Below are 20049 nucleotides of genomic sequence, written 5' to 3' on the forward strand. Positions count from 1 at the left end.
AGCGTGCTGTGCCGACGGGATATTAAGCAGCGGGAAGCGTGGACAGGTCCCAGCGTGGTTTGATGGAGTAGCTGCCCGGCGGGATGGCATGGCGCAGGCGCATGGCGCCGGCAAAGGCAATCATCGCGCCGTTGTCGGTGCACAGCGCCAGTGGCGGGTAGTACACCTCCAGCTTGCGGCGGCTGGCGGCCTGATCCAGCGTGGCACGCAACTGCTTGTTGGCACCGACGCCGCCGGCTACCACCAGCTTTTTCATGCCGCTCTGTTTCAGCGCCTTGAGCGATTTGCTGACCAGCACTTCGACAATGGCTTCCTGGAAGGCGCGGCAAATATCCTTGCGGGTTTGCTCGTCAATCTGGCCGTGCTCGGCTTCAACCTGCTTGCTGAGGGTCAGCACGGCAGTTTTCAGGCCGGAGAAGCTCATGTCCAGGTTGTCGCTGTGCAGCATGGGGCGCGGCAGATTGAAACGGTTCGGGTCGCCTTCCTCGGCCAGGCGTGACAGCAGCGGGCCGCCGGGGTAGGGCAGGCCCAGCAGCTTGGCGGTTTTGTCGAAGGCTTCGCCTGCGGCATCGTCCAGTGTTTCGCCCAGTACTTCATACTGGCCGATGCCATGCACCGCCATCAGCTGGGTGTGGCCGCCGGAAACCAGCAAGGCAATGAAGGGAAAGTCCGGACGCGGGTCGGCCAGCAGCGGCGACAGCAAATGGCCTTCCAGATGATGGACGCCGATCACCGGAATGTTCAGGCCGAAGGCCAGCGCATTGGCCACGCTGGCTCCCACCATCAGCGCACCACCAAGACCGGGGCCCTGGGTGTAGGCAATGGCATCGACATCGGCCAGGGTTTTGCCGGCATCGGCCAGGCAGGCTTCGGTCAGCGGGATGACGCGGCGGATATGGTCGCGGCTGGCAAGTTCTGGCACCACGCCACCGTATTCGGCGTGCATTGCCATTTGTGTATGCAATTGGTGGGCAACCAGGCCCGCCGTGAGGTCGTACAGTGCAACGCCGGTTTCGTCGCACGATGATTCGATTCCAAGTACCAGCATGATGGCTTTATAACAGGGCAATCTTTCCATTTTACCGGCTAATCTTTGTCTGCCCAAATCCGGAATGATAGTCTGTGCCAATCAGGCGCACCTGCGCGCAACAAAACAGGAAGGGACTGGCAGTGAAAGCAAGGCTGAAATGGGTGGATGGCGTGTGTTTCATGGGCGAAAGCGGCAGCGGCCATGCGGTGGTGATGGACGGAGCGCCGGAAGGTGGTGGCCGTAATCTGGGCCCGCGGCCGATGGAGCTGCTGCTGCTGGGTACGGCTGGCTGTACCAGCTATGACGTGATTTCCATCCTGAAAAAATCCCGCCAGCAAGTGACCGACTGCTGGGTGGAAATGGAAGCCGAACGCGCGGATAGCGAACCCAAGGTGTTCACCAGGATTCATTTCCACTTTGTGGTGACCGGGCGTGAATTAAAACCGGAAGTGGTGGAGCGTGCCATCAAGCTGTCGGCAGAAAAATACTGCTCGGCCTCCATCATGCTCGGCAAGACTGCTGACATCACCCACGACTTCGAGGTCCGAGAGGGCTGATGCCTGCTTCCGGCACTCCGGTGTCCGGTTCAGTAAAACAAGGCCGCCGCTGCCATCAGGTAGTGGCGGTTTTATTTTTGCCGCAGGCGGCAGCCGAGGTGGCACAGCGGCAAAACTTGCCGCCTTGCCGGACCCGTACTGTTCCCATGGGACGGCGAGATCGGCCTCCAGTCAATAAAATCAGGCATCTACGGTTTGCTATTGGGTTGGCATGATTCCTGCTAATGAGAGTGCACATTCAGGGAGGCATGGTCATGTTGGACAAGATTGGCAAGGAATTCGATTTTCAGCAGCGGGCGCTCAATCTGCGCGCATACCGCCAGGAAGTCATTGCCAGCAATATTGCCAACGCCGACACCCCCAATTACAAGGCAGTGGATTTTGATTTCAAGCAGGCCTTGCAATCAGCACAGGGCAGCCAGAACAAGCTGGCCATGAACGTGACCGATGCGCGTCACTTGCCGGGCGATGCCGCAGGTGCCGCCGGCAAGCCTGCCGTGCAGTATCGCAATGCGGTACAGCAAAGCCTGGACGGTAACACCGTGGACATGGACGTGGAGCGTGCCGCATTTGCCGATAACGCGCTGCAGTACCAGTCCACGCTGACCTTCCTGAGCAAGCGCATTTCCACGCTGAACAGCGCCATTACCGGTGGAGGCCAGTAAACATGTCTCTTGCCAATATTTTTGCCATTTCCGGTTCCGCGCTGACCGCCCAGTCGATGCGGCTTAACGTGGTGGCCAGCAATATCGCCAATGCGGAAAGTGCCACCAGCTCCACTGGTCAGCCTTACAAGGGCCGTCATGTGGTGTTTACGGCCTTGCCGGTCAGTGCCTCCCAGCCGCAAGTGGCGGGGGTGCGGGTGACTTCGATTGTGGAAGACCAGACGCCGCCGCGTCTGAAGTATGACCCCAGTAATCCTCTGGCGGACGAAAAAGGCTATGTGAACATGCCCAATGTCAATCCGGTCGAGGAAATGTCCGACATGATTTCCGCCTCGCGTTCTTATCAGACCAATGTGGAAATGATGAATACCGCCAAGACCTTGCTGCAGAAAACCCTGCAGCTGGGTCAGTGATGAAAGGCCCATGCCATGACCAGCTCGGTTAATTCCTCGTCCAATCCGTATGCAGTGCTGAACGGTAATTCCAGCAGCGGAACCAGCTCGACCAATTCCAATACCGATACCAGTGCCCAGGGTATTCAGGACCGCTTCTTGAAATTGCTGGTCACCCAGTTGCAAGCGCAGGATCCGATGAATCCGATGGACAACAGTCAGATCACCAGCCAGATGGCGCAGATCAGCCAGGTGTCCGGCATGCAGACCCTCAACACCGCCATGCAAAGCCTGGTGCAGTCGCAGGCCGCCAACCAGTCGCTGATGGCAGCCACCATGATTGGCAAGCAGGCGCTGGTGCCGGGCAGTGCGCTCAACCTTACCAGCGGTAGTTCGGTACAAGGGGCAGTCAATCTGAGTGGTGCGGCAACCGATTACACCGTCAGCATCAAGGATGCCAATGGCACGGTGGTGGATACCCTCACGGTGAAGAGCCCCAGCACTGGCCTGAATTCCTTCAATTGGGATGGCAAGGATGCCAATGGCAACCAGCTGCCTACCGGCAAATACACCTTCTCTGCCCAGGCTACCAGCGCCAGCAGCACCGCCGTCACTGCCACGCCTTATGCCAATCAGGCGGTGACTGCAGTGAGCTGGGCCAGCGGTTCGCCACAGTTGATCATGAAGGATGGCACCAGCGTTGGCCTTGCCAACGTCGCCCAGCTGTCTTAAGTCCGTTCATTAGCGTAATCAGGTTTCGGGGAGTAGTACCATGGGTTTTCAACAAGGTCTGAGTGGTCTGAATTCGGCGTCCTCGCAGCTGGATACCATTGGCAATAACGTGTCCAATGCCAGCACGGTGGGTTTCAAGAGCTCGCGTACCGAGTTCAGCGATCTGTTCTCCACCAGCTTTTACGGCGTGGCCAGTACCAGTGCCGGTATCGGCTCGCAGGTAAGTGCGGTAACCCAGTCCTTCAGTGCCGGCAACATTACGCCTACCGGACGTAGCCTTGATCTGGCCATCAACAATAATGGCTTTTTCATCGTACGGCAGAACCCTACCTCGTCCACCGGCTCGCTGGCTTACACCCGTAACGGCCAGTTCCAGGTGGACAAGGATGGCTACATCGTCAATGGCAACGACCGCCTGCAAGGCTGGATGGCCAATAATGGCGTGGTAACCCAGGGGCCGGTGACCGACCTGAAACTGCAAACCAACCTGATTTCCCCGGCAGCCACCACCAAGGTCACCATGGGGGTCAATGTGGATTCGCGGCTGACTACCCCGACGGTTACCCCGCTGGACCCCACCAATACCAACACCTTCAACTGGTCCAATGCCGCACAGGTATATGACAGTCTGGGTAATCAGCACAACCTGACCCTGTACTACGTCAAGGGCACGGCTACCACCAGTGGCACACCATGGACGGTAACGGCCTATGTGGACGGCAATCCGGCCACCACGCCCAATACCTACACCATGAATTACGACACCTCGGGTAATCTGACCAACACCACGCCGTTCAGCGTTACCTTCAGCCCCACCCCGGTAAATGGTTCGTCCTCGCCAGTTACCCTGAGCATTGACTACACCGGCTCCACCCAGGTGGCCCAGGCTTCCGGTACGCCGACCGAAACCGTGGATGGCTATGCTCCGGGTACCCTGAGCAGCATGAACATCGACACCCACGGCAATATCATGGCCAGCTTCTCCAATGGTCAGAACAAGATCATCGGGCAGGTGGCACTGGCTACCTTCACCAACTCGCAAGGCCTGCAGAATGAAGGCGGCAACCGCTGGCAGCAGACCTTGCAATCGGGTGTGCCGGCCTACAATGCGCCAGGTTCCGGTAATGCAGGTACCGTACAGTCGCAGGCGCTGGAAGACTCCAACGTCGACCTCACGGCGGAACTGGTCAACATGATTACGGCGCAGCGCTTCTACCAGGCCAATGCCCAGACCATCAAGACCGAAGACACCTTGATGCAGACCATCATCAACCTGTAACTGATCACAATCACCACAGCCTGAAGAAGCGGGGATTCAATGGATAAGATGCTGTACCTGGCCATGACCGGTGCCAAACATGTTGATTTGCAGCAGGCAACCACGGCCAATAATCTGTCCAATGCCCATACCAATGCCTTCAAGGCCGATCTGGCATCATTCCGTGCCTTGCCGGTGGTAGGGCCTGGTGCTCCAACCCGCACCTATGTGGTGGACAACACCATTGGCCACGACATGAGTCAGGGCAGCCTGATGCATACCGGCAGCCCCAGCGATTTTGCCCTGGGCTCTCCCGGTTTCTTTGCCGTACAGGCTGCCGATGGCAGCGAGGCCTATACCCGTGACGGTGGTTATGTGCTGGACGCCAACGGCATGATGCGCACCCGCAGTGGCCTGCCCATCAGCGGTGATGGTGGCCCGATTACCATTCCTACCGGCTATCAGGTGCAGCTGGGACAGGATGGTTCGGTGGTTGGTGTGCCGCAAAACGGCAAGGACCGTACCCCGCAGCTGCTGGGCCAGATCAAGCTGGTCAATCCCGGTGCCAAGGAAGTGTACAAGGGGCCGGATGGCTTGTTCCGCATGAATAATGGTGACACCGCCACCGCCGATACCAATGTCAAGCTGGTACCGGAAACGCTGGAAGCCAGTAATGTCAATGCGGTGGAAAGCCTGGTGCAGATGATCTCTCACGGTCGCCAGTACGACATGAATATCAAGCTGATGCAGAACGCTGATCAGAACGATCAGAAAGCCACCCAGTTGCTGGCCATGGGCTGATCTGCATTACGCCAAACCGAATACCAACAAGAATACTGAGGAAACACCGCCATGATGCGTGCGCTTTATGTTGCCAAAACCGGGATGGACTCCAGCCAGTTCAATCTGGATGTGATCTCCAACAACCTGGCCAACGTCAATACCGTTGGTTTCAAGCGCGGGCGCGCTGTGTTCGAAGACCTCTACTATCAGACCCTGCGTCAGCCGGGCGCCCAGCTGGCCGATGGCAGCACCACACCCACCGGCCTGCAAGTGGGTACCGGTGCCACTGCCGTTGCCACCGCCAAGAACTTTACCCAGGGCAACATGACGCAAAGCAGCCAGCCGCTGGACTGGGCCATCACCGGTGACGGCTTCTTCCGCATCCTGCGTCCGGATGGCACCACGGCCTATACCCGTGATGGCGAATTCAAGCGCAATTCCAGTGGTGATATTGTCACCTCTGACGGTTACCAGCTGAACCCCAATATCAACATCCCCAGCACGGCTACCCAGATCACGGTATCCAATGCCGGGGTGGTGCAGTATTTCCTGCCCAATAACCCGTCTCCGCAAACGGCCGGCACCATTCAGCTGACTACCTTCATCAACCCGCAAGGTCTGGAGAGTGTGGGCAACAACCTGTATCTGCAAAGTGCTTCGTCCGGCGACCCGCAGGATGGCGACCCGGGTACCGACAGCCGCGGGGTGGTGATGCAGGGTTTCCTGGAAGGTTCCAACGTGAATGTGACTGAAGAACTGGTCAACATGATTACCGCACAGCGCTCTTTCGAAATGAATTCCAAGGCCATCACCACGGCCGACCAGATGCTGCAGAAACTGACGCAGATGTAAGTTTGAACATGGACGTTGACCGTCACGCAGAAGGTGCGCGACCAATAGCGTCCAGATGCAGGTGCTTGTGCAATCAAAGGGCAGGCATGGCGTAATGAAACAGGTGCCATGCAAGAGGAGGGCGATATGAACATGCTGAAATGGATGACGCTGGGCCTGGTGGCCGTACTGGCCGGGTGTGCAGCCCAGGAGCCCCCGCTGGTGACCCTGCCAATGACGGCGCGGCCACAACCGCAGGCCGCCACCTTGCCGGCCAACGGTTCCATCTTCCAGTCGGGTAGCTATCGCGCCATGTTCGAGGACAAGATGCCCTCGCTGGTAGGTGATACGCTCACCATCAACATCCAGGAAAAGTCGTCCACCTCGCAGTCGGAACAAACCACGGCCACCCGTTCTTCTGCCTTGTCGGATACCATTTCCAGCGGCATGCAGCTGCCCTTTATTCCCGGCAGTCTCACCAAGGGACTGGGGGCGTCGCTTAATGGCAGCGGTTCGGCCAGCAATACCGGCAAGGGTACCAATCAGGTGGCCACCACCTTTGTCAGTTCCATCACTGTGACGGTGATTGAAGTGCTGTCCAATGGCAACCTCATCGTCAGCGGTGAAAAGGTGGTGCGCATCAATGGCGATACCGAATCCATCCGCCTGTCCGGCGTGGTCAATCCGCGGGACATCGCCGCCGATCGCTCGGTATCTTCGCTCAAGGTGGCTGATGCCCGCATCGAGCAGGAAACCAAGGGTAATAACCGCCTGTATAATGAGCCGGGTTGGCTGGCCAAGTTTTTCCTCAGCATCATTCCCATTTGATGGCCAGGACTGGATGACATCATGAAAAAATTCCTGCTTGCACTGACTTGCCTGATGCTGGGGGCGCAAGTGCTGGCGGCCGAACGGCTGAAAGACATCACCAATATCGCCGGCGTGCGTTCCAACCAATTGCTGGGTTACGGCCTGGTGGTGGGTCTGGACGGTAGTGGTGACAAGGTGACGTCCTCACCGTTTACCGGCCAGTCGCTGTCCAATATGCTCACCCAGCTGGGCGTGCAGATTCCGCCCGGAACCAAGGTTGACCCCAAAAACGTAGCAGCAGTCAGCCTGACCGCCACGCTGCCGCCATTTGCCCGCAAAGGCCAGGCGCTGGACGTGACAGTGTCGTCCATTGGAGATGCCAAGAGCCTGCGTGGCGGCACCTTGCTGCTATCTCCGCTCAAGGGTGCCGATGGCCAGATTTACGGCATGGCTCAGGGTAATGTACTGGTTGGCGGCGCGGGAGCCTCCGCCGGTGGCAGCAAGGCGCAGATCAACCAGTTGAGCGTGGGGCGCATTGCCGGTGGTGCTACGGTGGAGCGTGAAGTGCCTACCGCGCTGGGTAGTGGCGAATTCATCAATCTGGAATTGCAGGAAGCCAATTTCACCATGGCCAATCGCGTGGTGCAGGCCATCAACAAGGCGTTTGGCAGCGGTACTGCCCGTGCGGTGGATGGTGGTCTGGTGGAAGTGCGTGCGCCGTTTGATTCCAACCAGCGCGTGCAGTTTCTGTCGCGGATGGAAAATCTTGCCGTAGACCCGGCAGAAGTTTCCCCTCTGGTCATCATCAATGCCCGTACCGGTTCCATCGTGATGAACCAGGCAGTGCAGCTGGAACCTTGTGCAATTGCCCACGGTAACCTGACAGTCACCATCAGCAACAACCCGCAGGTCAGCCAGCCGCCAGCCCTGTCCGGTGGTCAGACCGTGGCCACCAATCAGGCCAACGTCAGTGTCACCAGTGATGGCGGCAAGGTGCTGAAAGTGGCCAAGAGCGCCAATCTCAACCAGGTGGTATCGGCATTGAATGCGCTTGGTGCCACCCCGCAAGATCTCATTTCCATTTTGCAGGCGATGAAGGCTGCAGGCTCGCTGAAGGCTGATTTGCAGATCATCTGAGCCCTGTTTTTCCTGCTGGCAAAAGGCCCCGCAAGCGGGGCCTTTTGCATTGGCCCGCTTCTTGCTACGTGAGCGGCAAGGAGCGAGACATGACGACGCAGTTTTCCCCTAGCTATACGGCAGCAGATGCCCAGAACCAGCAACTGGCGGTAGACCCGACCCAGATGTCCGGCCTGCGTGCGCGTATGGCCAAGGACCCGCAAGGTGCCGCCAAGGAAGCCGCGTCCCAGTTTGAAGCCCTGTTGATGGGGACCATGCTCAAGACCATGCGTCAGACCAAGTTTGATGACGAGCAGGATTCCGACATGGACACCTACCGCGGCATGCTGGACCAGCAACTGGTGCAGTCGCTCAGCAAAGCCGGAGGGATGGGCATTGCCAACCTGGTTTACCAGCAGATTGCCAAGCAGCAAGGCTTTGATCCGGGAACCAATGCTACTCAGTTACAGCCGGCATCGTCCGGTCCGGTGTTGCTCAACCGCTTCAGTCAGTCTTCCGCCTTGAAGGCCTATCAGGTGGCACAGGCCGAGGCGGCCACTGCCAGCAGCAGTACGACGACACCGGCGACAACGGTTACGGCAGGCGGTGACAGCAAGAGCTTTGTACAGGGCTTGTTGCCGCATGCACGGCAAGCTGCAGCGCAACTGGGTGTGGCACCGGAGTTTGTGGTAGCTCATGCCGCACTGGAAAGCGGCTGGGGCAAGCGCGCCATTCGCAATGCCGATGGCAGCAACTCGCATAACCTGTTTGGTATCAAGGCGACTGGTGACTGGCAAGGCAAGTCCACCAGCATCACCACGACTGAATACGTCAATGGTGTGCCGCAAAAACGGGTGGACAGCTTCCGCTCCTACGATTCCTATGCCGATGCATTCAGTGACTATGCCCGCATGCTCAAGGAATCGCCACGTTACCAGGCTGTGCTCAACCAGGGCCGTAATGTGGCCGGTTTCGCGCAAGGCTTGCAAAACGGTGGTTACGCCACCGATCCACGCTATGCGCGCAAGCTGGTGGATGTTGCCGCCACGCTGGCGCAGCAGTCGGTCCGGTCCTGATTAAAGTTTAAGCAGTTGCAGTCGATATAACAGCAGAGAGGAAAAAATGGGCTCAAATATATTTTCCATTGGCGTCAGTGGCCTGAATGCGGCACAAACCGCCCTGTCTGTTGTTGGCCAGAACATTGCCAATGGCAATACGCCCGGATATAACCGCCAGGTGCTGAGTCAGGCTGCGCGCATGCCGCAACAGGAAGGCTTCGGTTACCTGGGTCAGGGCGTGGACATTACCGGCATCAGTCGCATCTACGACAAGTATCTTGATACCCAGGTGCTCACTGCCCAGGCTGGCAGTAATTACTATTCCAGCCAGCTCTCCCAGCTCAACCAGATCAACAACCTGTTGTCTGATCCCACGGTTGGCCTGAGCAACTCTTTCCAGAGCTTTTACAGCAGTTTGCAAACCCTGTCGCAAGACCCGTCCTCCGTGCCCAGCCGGCAGACCGTGGTCAATATGTCGCAGGCGCTGGTTTCCAATTTCACCGCCATTGGCAACAACCTGTCGCAAATGCAGGCCGGGGTGAATTCGCAGATCACCAGCACCATCAACAGCATCAATGCGCTGGCGCAGAACATTGCCGACCTGAACAATCAGATTGCCGCTGCTGCCGCGGGCAATACCCAGCAACAGCCGAACGACCTGATGGATCAGCGCGACCAGGCCATGGAGCAGCTGAACAAGCTGGTCAGCGCCAAGGCCGTGCCGCAATCGGATGGTACCTACAGCGTGTTCATCGGTAATGGCCAGGCACTGGTGATGGGCAATAATGTCACCAAGCTGGGAACACAAAACGACCCTACCAACCCCCTGAACGTGCAGGTTACCTATCCCAACGCAAACGGCACCAATACCGTGGTGCCCAGTACTGCCTTGGCAGGTGGTCAGCTGGCGGGTTACCTGGATTTTCGTGACGGTACTTTGTTGTCTACCCAGCAGAAGCTGGGCACGCTGGCCATCGACTTCACCACGGCCATGAATTACCAGAACCAGCTGGGACGTGATTTGTCCGGCAATCAGGGCGGATTGATCTTTGCCGACATGACCAGTTACGCCTCGCATCCGCAGGATGCAGTGGCCAATATGCAGTTGCTGCTGTCCGATCCTACCAAGCTGGCTGCCTCGTCTTCTTTGCAACTGGGCAGTGGTGGCATCACCCCGTCCGGTACCGGCGTCACGCTATCCGGCGTGTGGGCCAGCATGCCCGGTACGTATGGCTGGGCCAGCACATCGTCGCCGCCTTCGGTATCGACGCACCCGGTCACTGGCCTGACCGGCATGACCATCAATGCCACCACTGCAACCAGCATTACCGCCACGCTGACCGGTGGCCCGGACAACGGTCAGACCTTCAACGTAGTGCCGGACCCGACGGTATCCAACGGTTACAAGCTGGTGGACAATGCCACGCCCGCCAACGACCTGGGTATCAAGTTCCAGCTGTCCGGCCAGATGAAGGCTGGCATGACCATCAATGTCTCGCCGGTGCCCACCGGCACGGCAGTCAGCGGCAACGGTAACAACCTGGGCGAAATGATGGGCTTGCAGACCCGCAAGATTGTTGACGATAACAAGAATGGTACCAATACCGGCTTGCAGTCTTTCCAGACTTACTATTCGACTACCGTCAGCTTTGTGGGGAATGCCACCAATACGGTGAAACTGGCATCGTCGTCGCAAACCACCCTGCTGCAGCAGGCTACCACCTCGCGCTCCAATGTCAGCGGGGTGAACATGGATCAGGAAGCCGCCGACCTGATCAAGTATCAACAGGCATATCAGGCATCTGGCAAGGTTCTCCAGATTGCACAGACACTATTCCAGCAAATCCTGCAAATGGGTGGCTGAGGCGAGGGTTGAATCATGAGAATCAGTACCGCTACTTCCTACCAGACCGGCACCTACGACATGCAGTCGCTGCAGTCGCAGTTGCAGTCCTTGCAATCCCAGCTCGATACGCAGAAGCGTGTGGTTACCCCGGCCGATGATCCGGTTGCTGCTGCACGCATCCTGCAGTTGAACCAGTCCGACGGGATGAATACCCAGTTCATCACCAATACCAAGGCGGTGGAGTCCACCTTGTCGCTGGCCGAGTCTCAGCTGACCAATGCGTCCAATCTGCTGACCAGCCTTAAGGCTTCTGCCATCCAGGCGGGCAATACCGTCCTGTCGTCCGACCAGTTGCTGATGATTCAGAAGCAGGTGCAGGAGGGCATTTCCGAAATGACCGGTTACGCCAATGCTACTGATGGCAAGGGCAACTACCTGTTCAGTGGCAACAAGGTGGATACGCCGCCCTTTGTGCTGGATGCAACGTATGCTGCGACTTATCAGGGGGACACCGGTCAGCGCAATGTGCCCATCAGTGCCTCGCGCAGCATGCAGATTTCCGATGCGGGCAGCAATATCTTTGGCAATGCAACGAGCCCGACGGCAGTGTTTGATGCGCTCAAGTCGCTCAATGACCTGCTGGCGCAGAACCCCAAGCCTTCCACTTACAGTACCGACATGGGCAATATCGTTTCGGCACTGGATACCGCCCAGAAGAACCTGGCCACCAATATTGCGTCGATTGGTGCCCGTCGTCAGGAAAACCAGAGCGTGCAGGACATGGGGACCCAGCTGGGTTTGCAGTACAAGAGTGGCATCAGTGACTTGCAGGATCTGGACATGCCCAGTGCCATTACCAGCTTTACCCAGACCCAGACTTCGCTCAAGTACAGTCAGCTGGTGTACAACAAGGTGACCAGCCTGTCCCTGTTCAACTACATGTCTTGAGCCCGGCCTCAGGCAGAACCATTAAAAACGGCTACCACAGTAGCCGTTTTTAATGGTTCTGCCGGGCGGTTAAAGGGTGGCAGGTTCCACCACGATGCCGGCCCGCAGGCCGGGTTTGACGCCGGGGTTGGGGAACAGGATGCGTTCCGCCCCGCCATCAGCGACATAGCGTTCTGCACCATCTTCGGCAATCAGGAAACCATCAGGCAGGGCCGTGAAATTCTCCACCTGCTCATCCAGGTGCAGGCGGAAGGCCTCGCTGTGTTTGATCAGGTCGTACTTGGCCCGGAACAGCGGATAGTCACCCGGCTGATAGTCAGCCATCGGTGGCGTGGTGTCACTTACCAATTGGCGCAGGGCCTGGTCGATACCGGCAAAGCGGGACAGATCGTTATGGCCAAACGGGCGGGCCTTGCCCAGTTCCAGGGTGAAGGCATGCGCCTGATGCGCGTGGCTGGTGTAATAGCTGAAGGTGTTGGCCGGTTTGCTGTGCAACAAAACTGCCTCGATGCCGCAATGTTTCAGCCAGGCGAGCTGGGCCGGATCATGCGCGCGCTGGTGCAGGAAGGGGTAGATGGCAAACTTTTCATATACCGAACCACGGATGGCGGTGTGCAGGTCGTAATGCAGGCGCAGTGCATGGGCCGGAGCCTGGGCAAAGAAGCGGCCGGCTTCTTGTTCCAGCAAGGCGGCACAAGCGGCCTCCTGCGCGTCAGGCTGCTGCTGGTGGGCGCCATTGAACAGACGATTGAGGTCGTAATCCAGATAGCGCTCGCCTTGCTGCATGGCTTTGGGGTTGCCAAATGCCACCAGCAGCCGGTGGTGCAAGGGCAGGGTGCCGCTGGCAATATCGGCCAGCATGGCGTCAATTACTTCTATGGGAGCGGTTTCATTGCCGTGGATGCCGCAGGACAACAGAATGAATGCGGGCTTGCTGTGCTGTCCGGCAGGGAATAATTCCACCACATTGGCGGCATGCCAGCGCGCAGTCACGCCAGCGGCCAGTTGCCATTCCGGCAGGGTGGATGTGTTGGCTTGCAGCACGTGTTGCAGAAAACGGGAAGGCTGAGTGGTCATCGGCAGTCCAGGCAAGAAACGATGTCTGATTGTAACCATTTCCGCCCGGCGTGCAGCCGGCATGCCGCGCTGATGAACGGGCATGCCGTTTCTGGGCAATTCAGTCTATCCAGCCGGGTTTGCGCATTTCCAGGAATGCCCTGACGCCTTCCTGTCCCTCATCGCTGCGCCGCAAGGCCACCATGCGGTCTATGGTCAGGTCGATGACGGCGGGGGCAATGTCGCGGTGTTCGATGTCGCGGATCAGCTGCTTGGCCGCCACCATGGCGTGCGGGCCGTTCAGCAGCAGCTGGCGGCACATGTGTTCCACCGCGTCATCCAGCTCGTCATTTTCCACTGTCTGGTGAATCAGCCCCAGGCGACGTGCCTTGCCTGCATTGATGCGCTCTGCCGTGACAAAGTAGCGGCGCGCGGCACGCGGGCCGATGGCGCGCATGATATAGGGGGCAGCCAGTGCCGGAATGATGCCCAGTTTCACGTCGGAGAAGCAGAACAAGGCTTCGAAGACGCTGATGGAAACATCGCAGCAGGCAACCAGTGCCGCACCGATGCCAAAGGCCGAGCCTTGTACCCGTGCAATGGTGGGCTTGGGCAGGTGGTCCAGCGTTTCCAGCAGACGGGACAGGCGCTGGGCATCCCGTCTTTGCTGGCTTTCATCAAATTCGGTCAGGCGTCGCAGCCAGGCGCTGTCATGACCTGCCGAAAAGCTGATGCCCTCGCCAGTCAGAACCACGACACGAATGCTATCGTCTTCGGCCAGCGTTTCCAGGGTGGCGGTCAGCAAGTCCACCATCTTGTCATCCAGCGCATTGTGCAATTCGCCACGATTCAGGCTGATGGTGGCAATGCCTTGCGGGCTTACCTTGAGCAGTACGGCCTCTTCCATGGGGGTTCTCCTTTGTTGTTGTTTGACTGTTGGCCCCGTCAGGGCTGGCAGAAGCGGATGATGCTGCGGCTGAAGGCTTCTGCCGCTTCGATATGCAGGACATGCGCAGCGTGCGGAATTTGTTCCAGCGTGGCATGCGGAATGCGTTGCTGCAAGATTTCTGCCTGATACAGCGGGGTGAGCCGGTCTTCCGCACCTAACAGGATGTGACAAGGAATCTGCAGTTGCGGCAACCAGTTGCGGGCATCATGCTCATTCACGCCGTTGATCAGGCGGATGACTGCGTCCCAGTCCACCATGCCGGCCAGGGTTTTCATGTCCTCCAGCATGGCCGCGTTGGCGGTGAGAAAACGGCTGGAAAACAGCCAGGGTATGCTGGCGCTGTAACGCAAATCCAGTCCGCCTGCCTGGTTGCATTCTATCCAGCTCTGGCTGATGCGGTTGTTGGCCTCATCCGACCAGGCCAGGGTCGAGGCCAGCAACAGCTTGCGCACGCGCTGGCGGTGCCGGTGGGCAAAGTGCTGGGCCACCATGCCGCCATAGGACAGCCCCACCAGAAAAACCTGCGACAGCTGCAAGGCATCCAGCAGGGCGGCAGCCAGGTCAGCCTGCTCTGCCAGCGTGTATTTCTCGGCGACAGGCTTGTCGGTTTGCCCCTGGCCCAGAAAGTCGAAGCGGATCACGCGATACTGGCTTTCCAGTGCCGGCATCATCAGGCCCCAGGCCGGTGTGGACATGGTGATGCCGTTGAACAGCAGCAAATCCTGCTGGCCATGACCGCTGATTTCATAAAAAACCGAGTGGCTGCCGAGTGCGAGATGGGGCATGGATGGCTCCTGCGGTTGATGGCTTGCGCGGATGGTCGTTTCTGTCATTCTAGGCCGCATTGCCGATGGAGAGCCAGCAAGCGGCCGTTTTGTTGAGATTTGCCCGTGGCCAGGTAAAGAGATTGTCATTTGTACGGTTTAAAGTACCGGTTTGTACATTGGCCGGATAATCAAACCATCGCTATGGACTGTACGCCGCAAAGGGAAGTGACCGAACTGGCTCAGCTGGCTTCGCGTTGTCACGAACTGGAAGAAATCATCAGCGAGCGACGCCTGCAGCCGGTATTCCAGCCGATTGTCGATCTCACCACCGGTGGGGTGCTGGGTTACGAGGGCCTGATCCGCGGGCCGTCCAACAGCCCGCTGCACTCGCCGGTCAGCCTGTTCGACCAGGCCGAACGCTGCCAGCTGACGGTGATGCTGGATCGAAGCTGCCGCCAGGTCACCATGGAACGTTTTGTCGAACTTGGGCTGTCCGGTTTGTTGTTCCTGAATATCTGTCCGGCCACCTTGCTGGCTCCCGAACATCGTCAGGGTGAAACGCTGGCCTTCCTGCAGAAAATCGGTCTGTCGGCCGAGCGCATCATCATTGAGGTCACCGAAACCACGCCTGCCGCGTGCTATGACAGTTTGCGCCTTGCCACCACGCATTACCGCGACAATGGCTTTCGCATTGCGCTGGATGACCTTGGCGAAGGCTTTTCCAATTTACGGCTGTGGTCCGAGCTGCGGCCAGACTTTGTCAAACTGGACAAGCACTTTGTCCAGCAGCTGCATCTGGACCCGCTGAAAGAGCAATTTGTCCGCTCCATGGTGGACATCGCCCGCCAGTCCGGCGCCATGCTGGTGGCCGAAGGCATTGAAACCCAGGCCGAGCTGCGCACCTTGCAAAGGCTGGGCGTGCGCTATGGGCAGGGCTATCTGCTGGCGCGGCCCAGTGCGGTGCCGGCGCTGGACTTGCAGATTCACGTTAACGGCGTGGTGTGGGAGGGCGGTCGCAACCGCATGCCCTGGCAAATGCAGGCCACGGCGCGGGATTTGTTGCAGGAAGTGCCCTGCCTGACGCCGGATGTGCCCAATGAGGCGGCCTATCGCCTGTTTGACCGCGATCCGGCACGTTTTGCCATCCCGGTGGTAAAGGATGGCGTGCCGGTTGGCCTGCTGCGGCGTCATCACCTGCTGGAAAGCTTTGCCCGGCCATTCAACCGCGAACTTTACGGCAAGAAGCCCTGCACCACGATGATGGACAAGCAGCCCTTGATCGTGAATGCCGATTTGAACGTGCATGATTTGTCCACGCTGGTGGTAGCATCCGAGCAGCGTTATCTGGTGGATGGCTTCATCATTACCGAAAACGGGCAGTATCTGGGCATGGGAACCGGCTTTGCCCTGATGCGCAAAATGACCGAATTGCAGATTTCCGCTGCACGTTATGCCAACCCGCTTACCGGCTTGCCCGGTAATGTTCCCTTGTCCGAAGCGATAGACCGCTTGCTGGAAGCGCAGCTGCCTTTTGTGGTGGCCTATGCCGACCTGGACAATTTCAAACCCTTCAATGATTTGTACGGCTATGCGGCAGGAGACGAGATGATCTGCCTGCTGGCCCGGCTGCTGGTGGATTGCGTGGATGCCGACCGTGACTTTGTCGGTCATGTTGGTGGCGACGATTTTGCCTTGCTGCTGCAATCGCCAGACTGGCGGCCACGGCTGGAGCAGATGCTTCAGCAATTCGACGCGGCAGTGCGAGGCATGTTTGACCCCGTGCATCTGGCCAGTGGTGGTTTTGACATGCCGGGCCGTAATGGTGAACAGATGCATTTTCCGCTGACGTCCCTGTCGGTGGGAGTGGTCAGGGTGGCGCCGGGCCAGTTTCCCACGCATTACGAAGTCGGTGCTGCCACGGCGGAGGCCAAGAAGCAGGCCAAGAAGCAGCCGGGCAGCAGCCTGTTTGTCGAGCGACGCCTGGCGCATCCTGCCGGTGGACTTGTTCGATGAATTAAACATGCCGGCCCGGAAAGCCTGTTTTGTATCAAATGTGAAGTGCCTATTCTGGTTTTTTCCGCCAAATGCAGCACTGTGAGGCCTGAAAGCCACATTGCTCGCTCACTTTTGATCAAGTTTCGTCTTGAGGCTTGTCAAATTTATTAAACGTAAGCTAGGCTTCTCTCCAGCAAAAGAGCAGCGTATAGACTGCTTTGGGCAGTAATGCTGGCATGACATGACGGGATGTTTAAGCCCATTTGTGATCAATGCACAGTGCTGACCAGATCGTTCGGGAGAGTAGGGGAGGAGCCAGCATGAAATTTGTCGCAGCACGCATTGCCGTCGATGACGGCAACACAGGCTACGCCCGCTTCAGTAGGCCCCCCCATGAAGGTATCGTTTCCGGTTTGACCGTTTTTCCCGCTTTTTCTTTGCCAGACACTGCCCATTCACGGTGGGGACTGGTATTGTTTTGAAAGCGGATTTAGGTGCGAGTGAAAAGGTGGCAAACCTGCCTTTTCTGTAAGCTGACCGTTATTCAGGTCGCGGACACGCGAAATCAGCCGCCTGGGCTGGAATAGTAGGAGGGAGCAAAATCATGACGGATGCTGTAGCGGCCAACAAGCCGGTTCAATCAAATGCTGGTACACAGGCTGCCAAGCAGGTTCAGAAAGTGCAAGCCAATGACAAGCCTTATCTGAAAATCAGTGGGGTGGTCAAAAAATTCGGCGACCACGTTGCTGTCGACCATGTTGATCTGGAAATCAGACAACACGAAATTTTCGCGCTGCTGGGTAGTTCCGGCTGCGGCAAGTCCACCCTGCTGCGCATGCTGGCAGGTATGGACAACCCGACTTCGGGCAAGATCATCCTCGATGGCGAGGATGTGATCGGCCTGGCGCCGTACGAGCGCCCGGTCAACATGATGTTCCAGAGCTATGCCTTGTTCCCCCACATGACCGTGGCCGAAAACATTGCCTTTGGTCTGAAACAGGACAAGCTGCCCAAGGCGGAAATCAGCGCCCGTGTGGATGAAATGCTGGACCTGGTGCAGATGCGCAAGTATGCCAACCGCAAGCCGCATCAACTCTCCGGTGGTCAGCAGCAGCGTGTGGCACTGGCGCGTAGCCTGGCCAAGCGTCCGAAGCTGCTGCTGCTGGACGAACCGCTGGGCGCACTGGACAAGAAACTGCGTCAGCAAACCCAGCTTGAACTGGCCAGCACCATCGAAAAGGTGGGTGTAACCTGCATCATGGTGACGCACGACCAGGAAGAAGCCATGACCATGGCAGACCGCATCGGCATCATGTCCGAAGGCAAGCTGCTGCAAGTGGGCACCCCGACCGAAATCTACGACTACCCCAACTGTCGCTTCACCGCCGAATTCATTGGTGAAACCAATATGTTCGAAGGTGCGGTGACCGTGGATGAAGCGGACCGCGTGGAAATCACCTCGCAGGAACTGGGCGGTGTGGTACGTATCGACCACGGCATTACCGGTCCCAAGGGCATGCATGTGTGGGCCAGTGTCCGTCCGGAAGATGTACGCCTGGACCGCAAGACCGTGGCAGCCGGCCCGAACATGGCCTCCGGCGTGGTGGAAAACATTGCCTACATGGGCAGCTACTCCGTGTTCCACATCAAGCTGGCCAGTGGCAAGGTTGTCAAAACGGTGGTGCCGTCCTCGCGCTGGTACGATGCCGACGAAACCGCTCCCACCTGGGGCGACCCGGTATTTGTCAGCTGGCGTGCCGATGCTCCGGTCATCCTGACCATGTAAGGTCAATCCAGCAGGTAAAAGCGGATACATCATCAGTGTGTCCGCTTTTTTTACGCCTGTAGTCACGGCTTTTGTTTTACGCAATTCAATTTCCTGTCACCGAGGTTCTCATGCTCCGCTTCGCCCATCAGCCTGCCGTGCCGTCCTACTACCAGGCCAGTGCCAGCCACTGGGAGGCCTGCCCGCCACTGCAAGGCGCGGTCAGTGCCGATATCTGCGTGGTGGGCGGCGGGCTGGCCGGTTTGTCCGCCGCGCTCAACCTAGCCGAGCGCGGTTTTTCCGTCACCTTGCTGGAAGGCAGCGCCATCGGTTTTGGTGCTTCCGGACGTAATGGTGGACAGGTGATTGCCGGTTATGCCTGCGGCACCGACACCTTGCGTGCGCAACTGGGGACCGAGCTGGCGCGGGTGATGTGGGATATGTCGGTGGAGGCGGTGGACATCATCGATGAGCGGGTAAGAAAACACGGCATTGACTGCGACTGGACGCGTGGGTTTTGCAATGCCGGCATCAAGCCGCGCCACATGCAGGAGCTGGAAGCCTGGCAACACGAGGCTGAAACCGAATACGGCTATGGCGGCATGCAGCTGTGGGACAAGGCTACGCTGGCGCAGCAACTGGGCAGCGAGCGCTATCAGGGTGGTTTGTTTGATCCGCGTTCCGGCCACTTGCATCCGCTCAACTACACCCTGGGTCTGGCGCGTGCCGCCATTGCTGCCGGGGTGAAGATTTATGAACAGTCCCCGGTGCAGAAGCTGGAGCAGGGCGCGCAAGCAGTGGTGCATGCCGAACAGGGGCAAGTGCGTTGCCAGCATGTGGTGCTGGCCTGCAATGCCTATATTGGCCAGCTGCTGCCCCAGCTGGAGCGCAAGATCATGCCGGCCGGCACCTATGTGATTGCCACCGAGCCACTGGGACGTGAACGCGCCGCCAGCCTGATCGCCAATAATATGGCGGTGTGTGACACCAACTTCGTACTCGATTATTACCGCCTGTCGGCGGACAACCGTCTGCTGTTTGGTGGCAAGGTGAGTTACTCCGGACGCGAACCACATGATCTGGCAGGCGCCATGCGTCAGGACATGTTGCGCGTATTCCCGCAGCTGGCTGATGTCAGGGTGGACTATGCCTGGGGCGGCTTTTGCGACATTACCGTCAATCGTGCGCCGGACCTGGGCCGCCTTGATGGCAATATTTACTACATGCAGGGCTTTTCCGGTCACGGGGTCAATGTCACCGGGATTGCCGGCAAGGTGATTGCCGAAGCCATTGCCGGTACCGCAGGCCGGCTGGATGTGTTTGCCCGCGTGCAGCACCGCGACTTTCCCGGTGGCAAGCTGTTGCGCACGCCAGCACTGGTGCTGGGCATGGCCTATTATCGGATGAAGGACGCGCTGTAAAGCGCGTTGTTGGTCTGCTTTAGCATGCCAGTTGGATGATGATTATCGTGTAGCACCACAAAATGGAAGA

20 protein-coding genes are annotated in these 20049 nt (G+C 58.3%); 16 read left to right on the forward strand and 4 right to left on the reverse strand.

Annotated elements, in window-relative coordinates; genetic code table 11:
• Positions 1-22 precede the first annotated feature (22 nt).
• A complete protein-coding gene (gene tsaD / locus JHD62_RS03155) occupies positions 23-1048 on the reverse strand; it encodes a tRNA (adenosine(37)-N6)-threonylcarbamoyltransferase complex transferase subunit TsaD (RefSeq protein WP_199101734.1) in 1026 nt (341 codons plus the stop codon).
• A gap of 122 nt (positions 1049-1170) precedes the next feature.
• Between tsaD and JHD62_RS03160 the strand changes: the two genes are divergently transcribed.
• From JHD62_RS03160 to flgL, 12 genes are all read left to right on the forward strand, one after another.
• Positions 1171-1587, forward strand: a complete 417-nt coding sequence (locus JHD62_RS03160) for an OsmC family protein (RefSeq protein ID WP_199101735.1) — start codon at positions 1171-1173, stop codon at positions 1585-1587.
• Between the two features lie 254 nt (positions 1588-1841).
• A complete protein-coding gene (gene flgB / locus JHD62_RS03165) occupies positions 1842-2252 on the forward strand; it encodes a flagellar basal body rod protein FlgB (protein WP_045845336.1) in 411 nt (136 codons plus the stop codon).
• Positions 2253-2254: 2 nt separating this feature from the next.
• A complete protein-coding gene (gene flgC / locus JHD62_RS03170; protein WP_045845208.1) occupies positions 2255-2665 on the forward strand; it encodes a flagellar basal body rod protein FlgC in 411 nt (136 codons plus the stop codon).
• A gap of 15 nt (positions 2666-2680) precedes the next feature.
• The gene (locus tag JHD62_RS03175; RefSeq protein WP_199101736.1) at positions 2681-3376 is read left to right on the forward strand and encodes a flagellar hook assembly protein FlgD; all 696 of its coding nucleotides are present in this window, start codon (positions 2681-2683) and stop codon (positions 3374-3376) included.
• A 40-nt stretch (positions 3377-3416) separates the two neighbouring features.
• Positions 3417-4655, forward strand: coding sequence for a flagellar hook protein FlgE (gene flgE / locus JHD62_RS03180; protein WP_131359271.1), 1239 nt, complete (start codon positions 3417-3419; stop codon positions 4653-4655).
• Positions 4656-4694: 39 nt separating this feature from the next.
• Positions 4695-5435, forward strand: a complete 741-nt coding sequence (locus JHD62_RS03185; RefSeq protein ID WP_199101737.1) for a flagellar basal body rod protein FlgF — start codon at positions 4695-4697, stop codon at positions 5433-5435.
• A 51-nt stretch (positions 5436-5486) separates the two neighbouring features.
• Positions 5487-6269, forward strand: a complete 783-nt coding sequence (gene flgG, locus JHD62_RS03190) for a flagellar basal-body rod protein FlgG (RefSeq protein WP_131359273.1) — start codon at positions 5487-5489, stop codon at positions 6267-6269.
• A gap of 126 nt (positions 6270-6395) precedes the next feature.
• Positions 6396-7076: a flagellar basal body L-ring protein FlgH gene (locus JHD62_RS03195; RefSeq protein ID WP_199101738.1), complete on the forward strand. Its 681-nt coding sequence runs from the start codon at positions 6396-6398 to the stop codon at positions 7074-7076.
• A gap of 21 nt (positions 7077-7097) precedes the next feature.
• A complete protein-coding gene (locus tag JHD62_RS03200; protein WP_199101739.1) occupies positions 7098-8195 on the forward strand; it encodes a flagellar basal body P-ring protein FlgI in 1098 nt (365 codons plus the stop codon).
• Positions 8196-8284: 89 nt separating this feature from the next.
• Complete coding sequence (flgJ, locus tag JHD62_RS03205) at positions 8285-9250, forward strand: flagellar assembly peptidoglycan hydrolase FlgJ (RefSeq protein WP_199101740.1); 966 nt, start codon at positions 8285-8287, stop codon at positions 9248-9250.
• A gap of 46 nt (positions 9251-9296) precedes the next feature.
• On the forward strand, positions 9297-11096 hold the full coding sequence (gene flgK, locus JHD62_RS03210; RefSeq protein ID WP_199101741.1) for a flagellar hook-associated protein FlgK: 1800 nt from the start codon (positions 9297-9299) through the stop codon (positions 11094-11096).
• A 15-nt stretch (positions 11097-11111) separates the two neighbouring features.
• Complete coding sequence (flgL, locus tag JHD62_RS03215; RefSeq protein ID WP_199101742.1) at positions 11112-12026, forward strand: flagellar hook-associated protein FlgL; 915 nt, start codon at positions 11112-11114, stop codon at positions 12024-12026.
• Positions 12027-12095: 69 nt separating this feature from the next.
• On the opposite strand, the gene astE is transcribed toward flgL, so the two are convergent.
• The 3 genes from astE to JHD62_RS03230 all read right to left on the reverse strand — a co-directional run bounded on the left by astE (position 12096) and on the right by JHD62_RS03230 (position 14816).
• Positions 12096-13103 (reverse strand): succinylglutamate desuccinylase, encoded by a 1008-nt coding sequence (gene astE / locus JHD62_RS03220; RefSeq protein WP_199101743.1) that lies wholly within the window; start codon positions 13101-13103, stop codon positions 12096-12098.
• Positions 13104-13203: 100 nt separating this feature from the next.
• A complete protein-coding gene (locus JHD62_RS03225; protein ID WP_199101744.1) occupies positions 13204-13989 on the reverse strand; it encodes an enoyl-CoA hydratase-related protein in 786 nt (261 codons plus the stop codon).
• A gap of 38 nt (positions 13990-14027) precedes the next feature.
• On the reverse strand, positions 14028-14816 hold the full coding sequence (locus JHD62_RS03230; protein WP_199101745.1) for an alpha/beta fold hydrolase: 789 nt from the start codon (positions 14814-14816) through the stop codon (positions 14028-14030).
• A gap of 207 nt (positions 14817-15023) precedes the next feature.
• Between JHD62_RS03230 and JHD62_RS03235 the strand changes: the two genes are divergently transcribed.
• The 4 genes from JHD62_RS03235 to JHD62_RS03250 all read left to right on the forward strand — a co-directional run bounded on the left by JHD62_RS03235 (position 15024) and on the right by JHD62_RS03250 (position 19979).
• A complete protein-coding gene (locus JHD62_RS03235; RefSeq protein ID WP_239689498.1) occupies positions 15024-16811 on the forward strand; it encodes a GGDEF domain-containing protein in 1788 nt (595 codons plus the stop codon).
• 302 nt (positions 16812-17113) lie between these two features.
• Positions 17114-17275, forward strand: a complete 162-nt coding sequence (locus JHD62_RS03240; RefSeq protein ID WP_199101746.1) for a hypothetical protein — start codon at positions 17114-17116, stop codon at positions 17273-17275.
• Positions 17276-17397: 122 nt separating this feature from the next.
• A complete protein-coding gene (locus tag JHD62_RS03245) occupies positions 17398-18579 on the forward strand; it encodes an ABC transporter ATP-binding protein (RefSeq protein WP_199101747.1) in 1182 nt (393 codons plus the stop codon).
• Positions 18580-18689: 110 nt separating this feature from the next.
• Positions 18690-19979 (forward strand): FAD-binding oxidoreductase, encoded by a 1290-nt coding sequence (locus JHD62_RS03250; protein WP_199101748.1) that lies wholly within the window; start codon positions 18690-18692, stop codon positions 19977-19979.
• Positions 19980-20049: the final 70 nt, after the last annotated feature.

This window comes from Aquitalea sp. ASV11 (assembly GCF_016429185.1).
Lineage (GTDB): Bacteria > Pseudomonadota > Gammaproteobacteria > Burkholderiales > Chromobacteriaceae > Aquitalea > Aquitalea pelogenes.

Coding starts and splice junctions, on each gene's coding strand:
- JHD62_RS03185 (WP_199101737.1), top strand. CDS start 4,695: ATGGATAAGATGCTGTACCTGGCCATGACCGGTGCCAAACATGTTGAT.
- flgB (WP_045845336.1), top strand. CDS start 1,842: ATGTTGGACAAGATTGGCAAGGAATTCGATTTTCAGCAGCGGGCGCTC.
- JHD62_RS03250 (WP_199101748.1), top strand. CDS start 18,690: ATGCTCCGCTTCGCCCATCAGCCTGCCGTGCCGTCCTACTACCAGGCC.
- flgG (WP_131359273.1), top strand. CDS start 5,487: ATGATGCGTGCGCTTTATGTTGCCAAAACCGGGATGGACTCCAGCCAG.
- flgC (WP_045845208.1), top strand. CDS start 2,255: ATGTCTCTTGCCAATATTTTTGCCATTTCCGGTTCCGCGCTGACCGCC.
- JHD62_RS03175 (WP_199101736.1), top strand. CDS start 2,681: ATGACCAGCTCGGTTAATTCCTCGTCCAATCCGTATGCAGTGCTGAAC.
- JHD62_RS03245 (WP_199101747.1), top strand. CDS start 17,398: ATGACGGATGCTGTAGCGGCCAACAAGCCGGTTCAATCAAATGCTGGT.
- JHD62_RS03200 (WP_199101739.1), top strand. CDS start 7,098: ATGAAAAAATTCCTGCTTGCACTGACTTGCCTGATGCTGGGGGCGCAA.
- JHD62_RS03195 (WP_199101738.1), top strand. CDS start 6,396: ATGAACATGCTGAAATGGATGACGCTGGGCCTGGTGGCCGTACTGGCC.
- flgL (WP_199101742.1), top strand. CDS start 11,112: ATGAGAATCAGTACCGCTACTTCCTACCAGACCGGCACCTACGACATG.
- flgJ (WP_199101740.1), top strand. CDS start 8,285: ATGACGACGCAGTTTTCCCCTAGCTATACGGCAGCAGATGCCCAGAAC.
- astE (WP_199101743.1), bottom strand. CDS start 13,103: ATGACCACTCAGCCTTCCCGTTTTCTGCAACACGTGCTGCAAGCCAAC.
- flgK (WP_199101741.1), top strand. CDS start 9,297: ATGGGCTCAAATATATTTTCCATTGGCGTCAGTGGCCTGAATGCGGCA.
- JHD62_RS03225 (WP_199101744.1), bottom strand. CDS start 13,989: ATGGAAGAGGCCGTACTGCTCAAGGTAAGCCCGCAAGGCATTGCCACC.
- JHD62_RS03230 (WP_199101745.1), bottom strand. CDS start 14,816: ATGCCCCATCTCGCACTCGGCAGCCACTCGGTTTTTTATGAAATCAGC.
- tsaD (WP_199101734.1), bottom strand. CDS start 1,048: ATGCTGGTACTTGGAATCGAATCATCGTGCGACGAAACCGGCGTTGCA.
- flgE (WP_131359271.1), top strand. CDS start 3,417: ATGGGTTTTCAACAAGGTCTGAGTGGTCTGAATTCGGCGTCCTCGCAG.
- JHD62_RS03240 (WP_199101746.1), top strand. CDS start 17,114: ATGAAATTTGTCGCAGCACGCATTGCCGTCGATGACGGCAACACAGGC.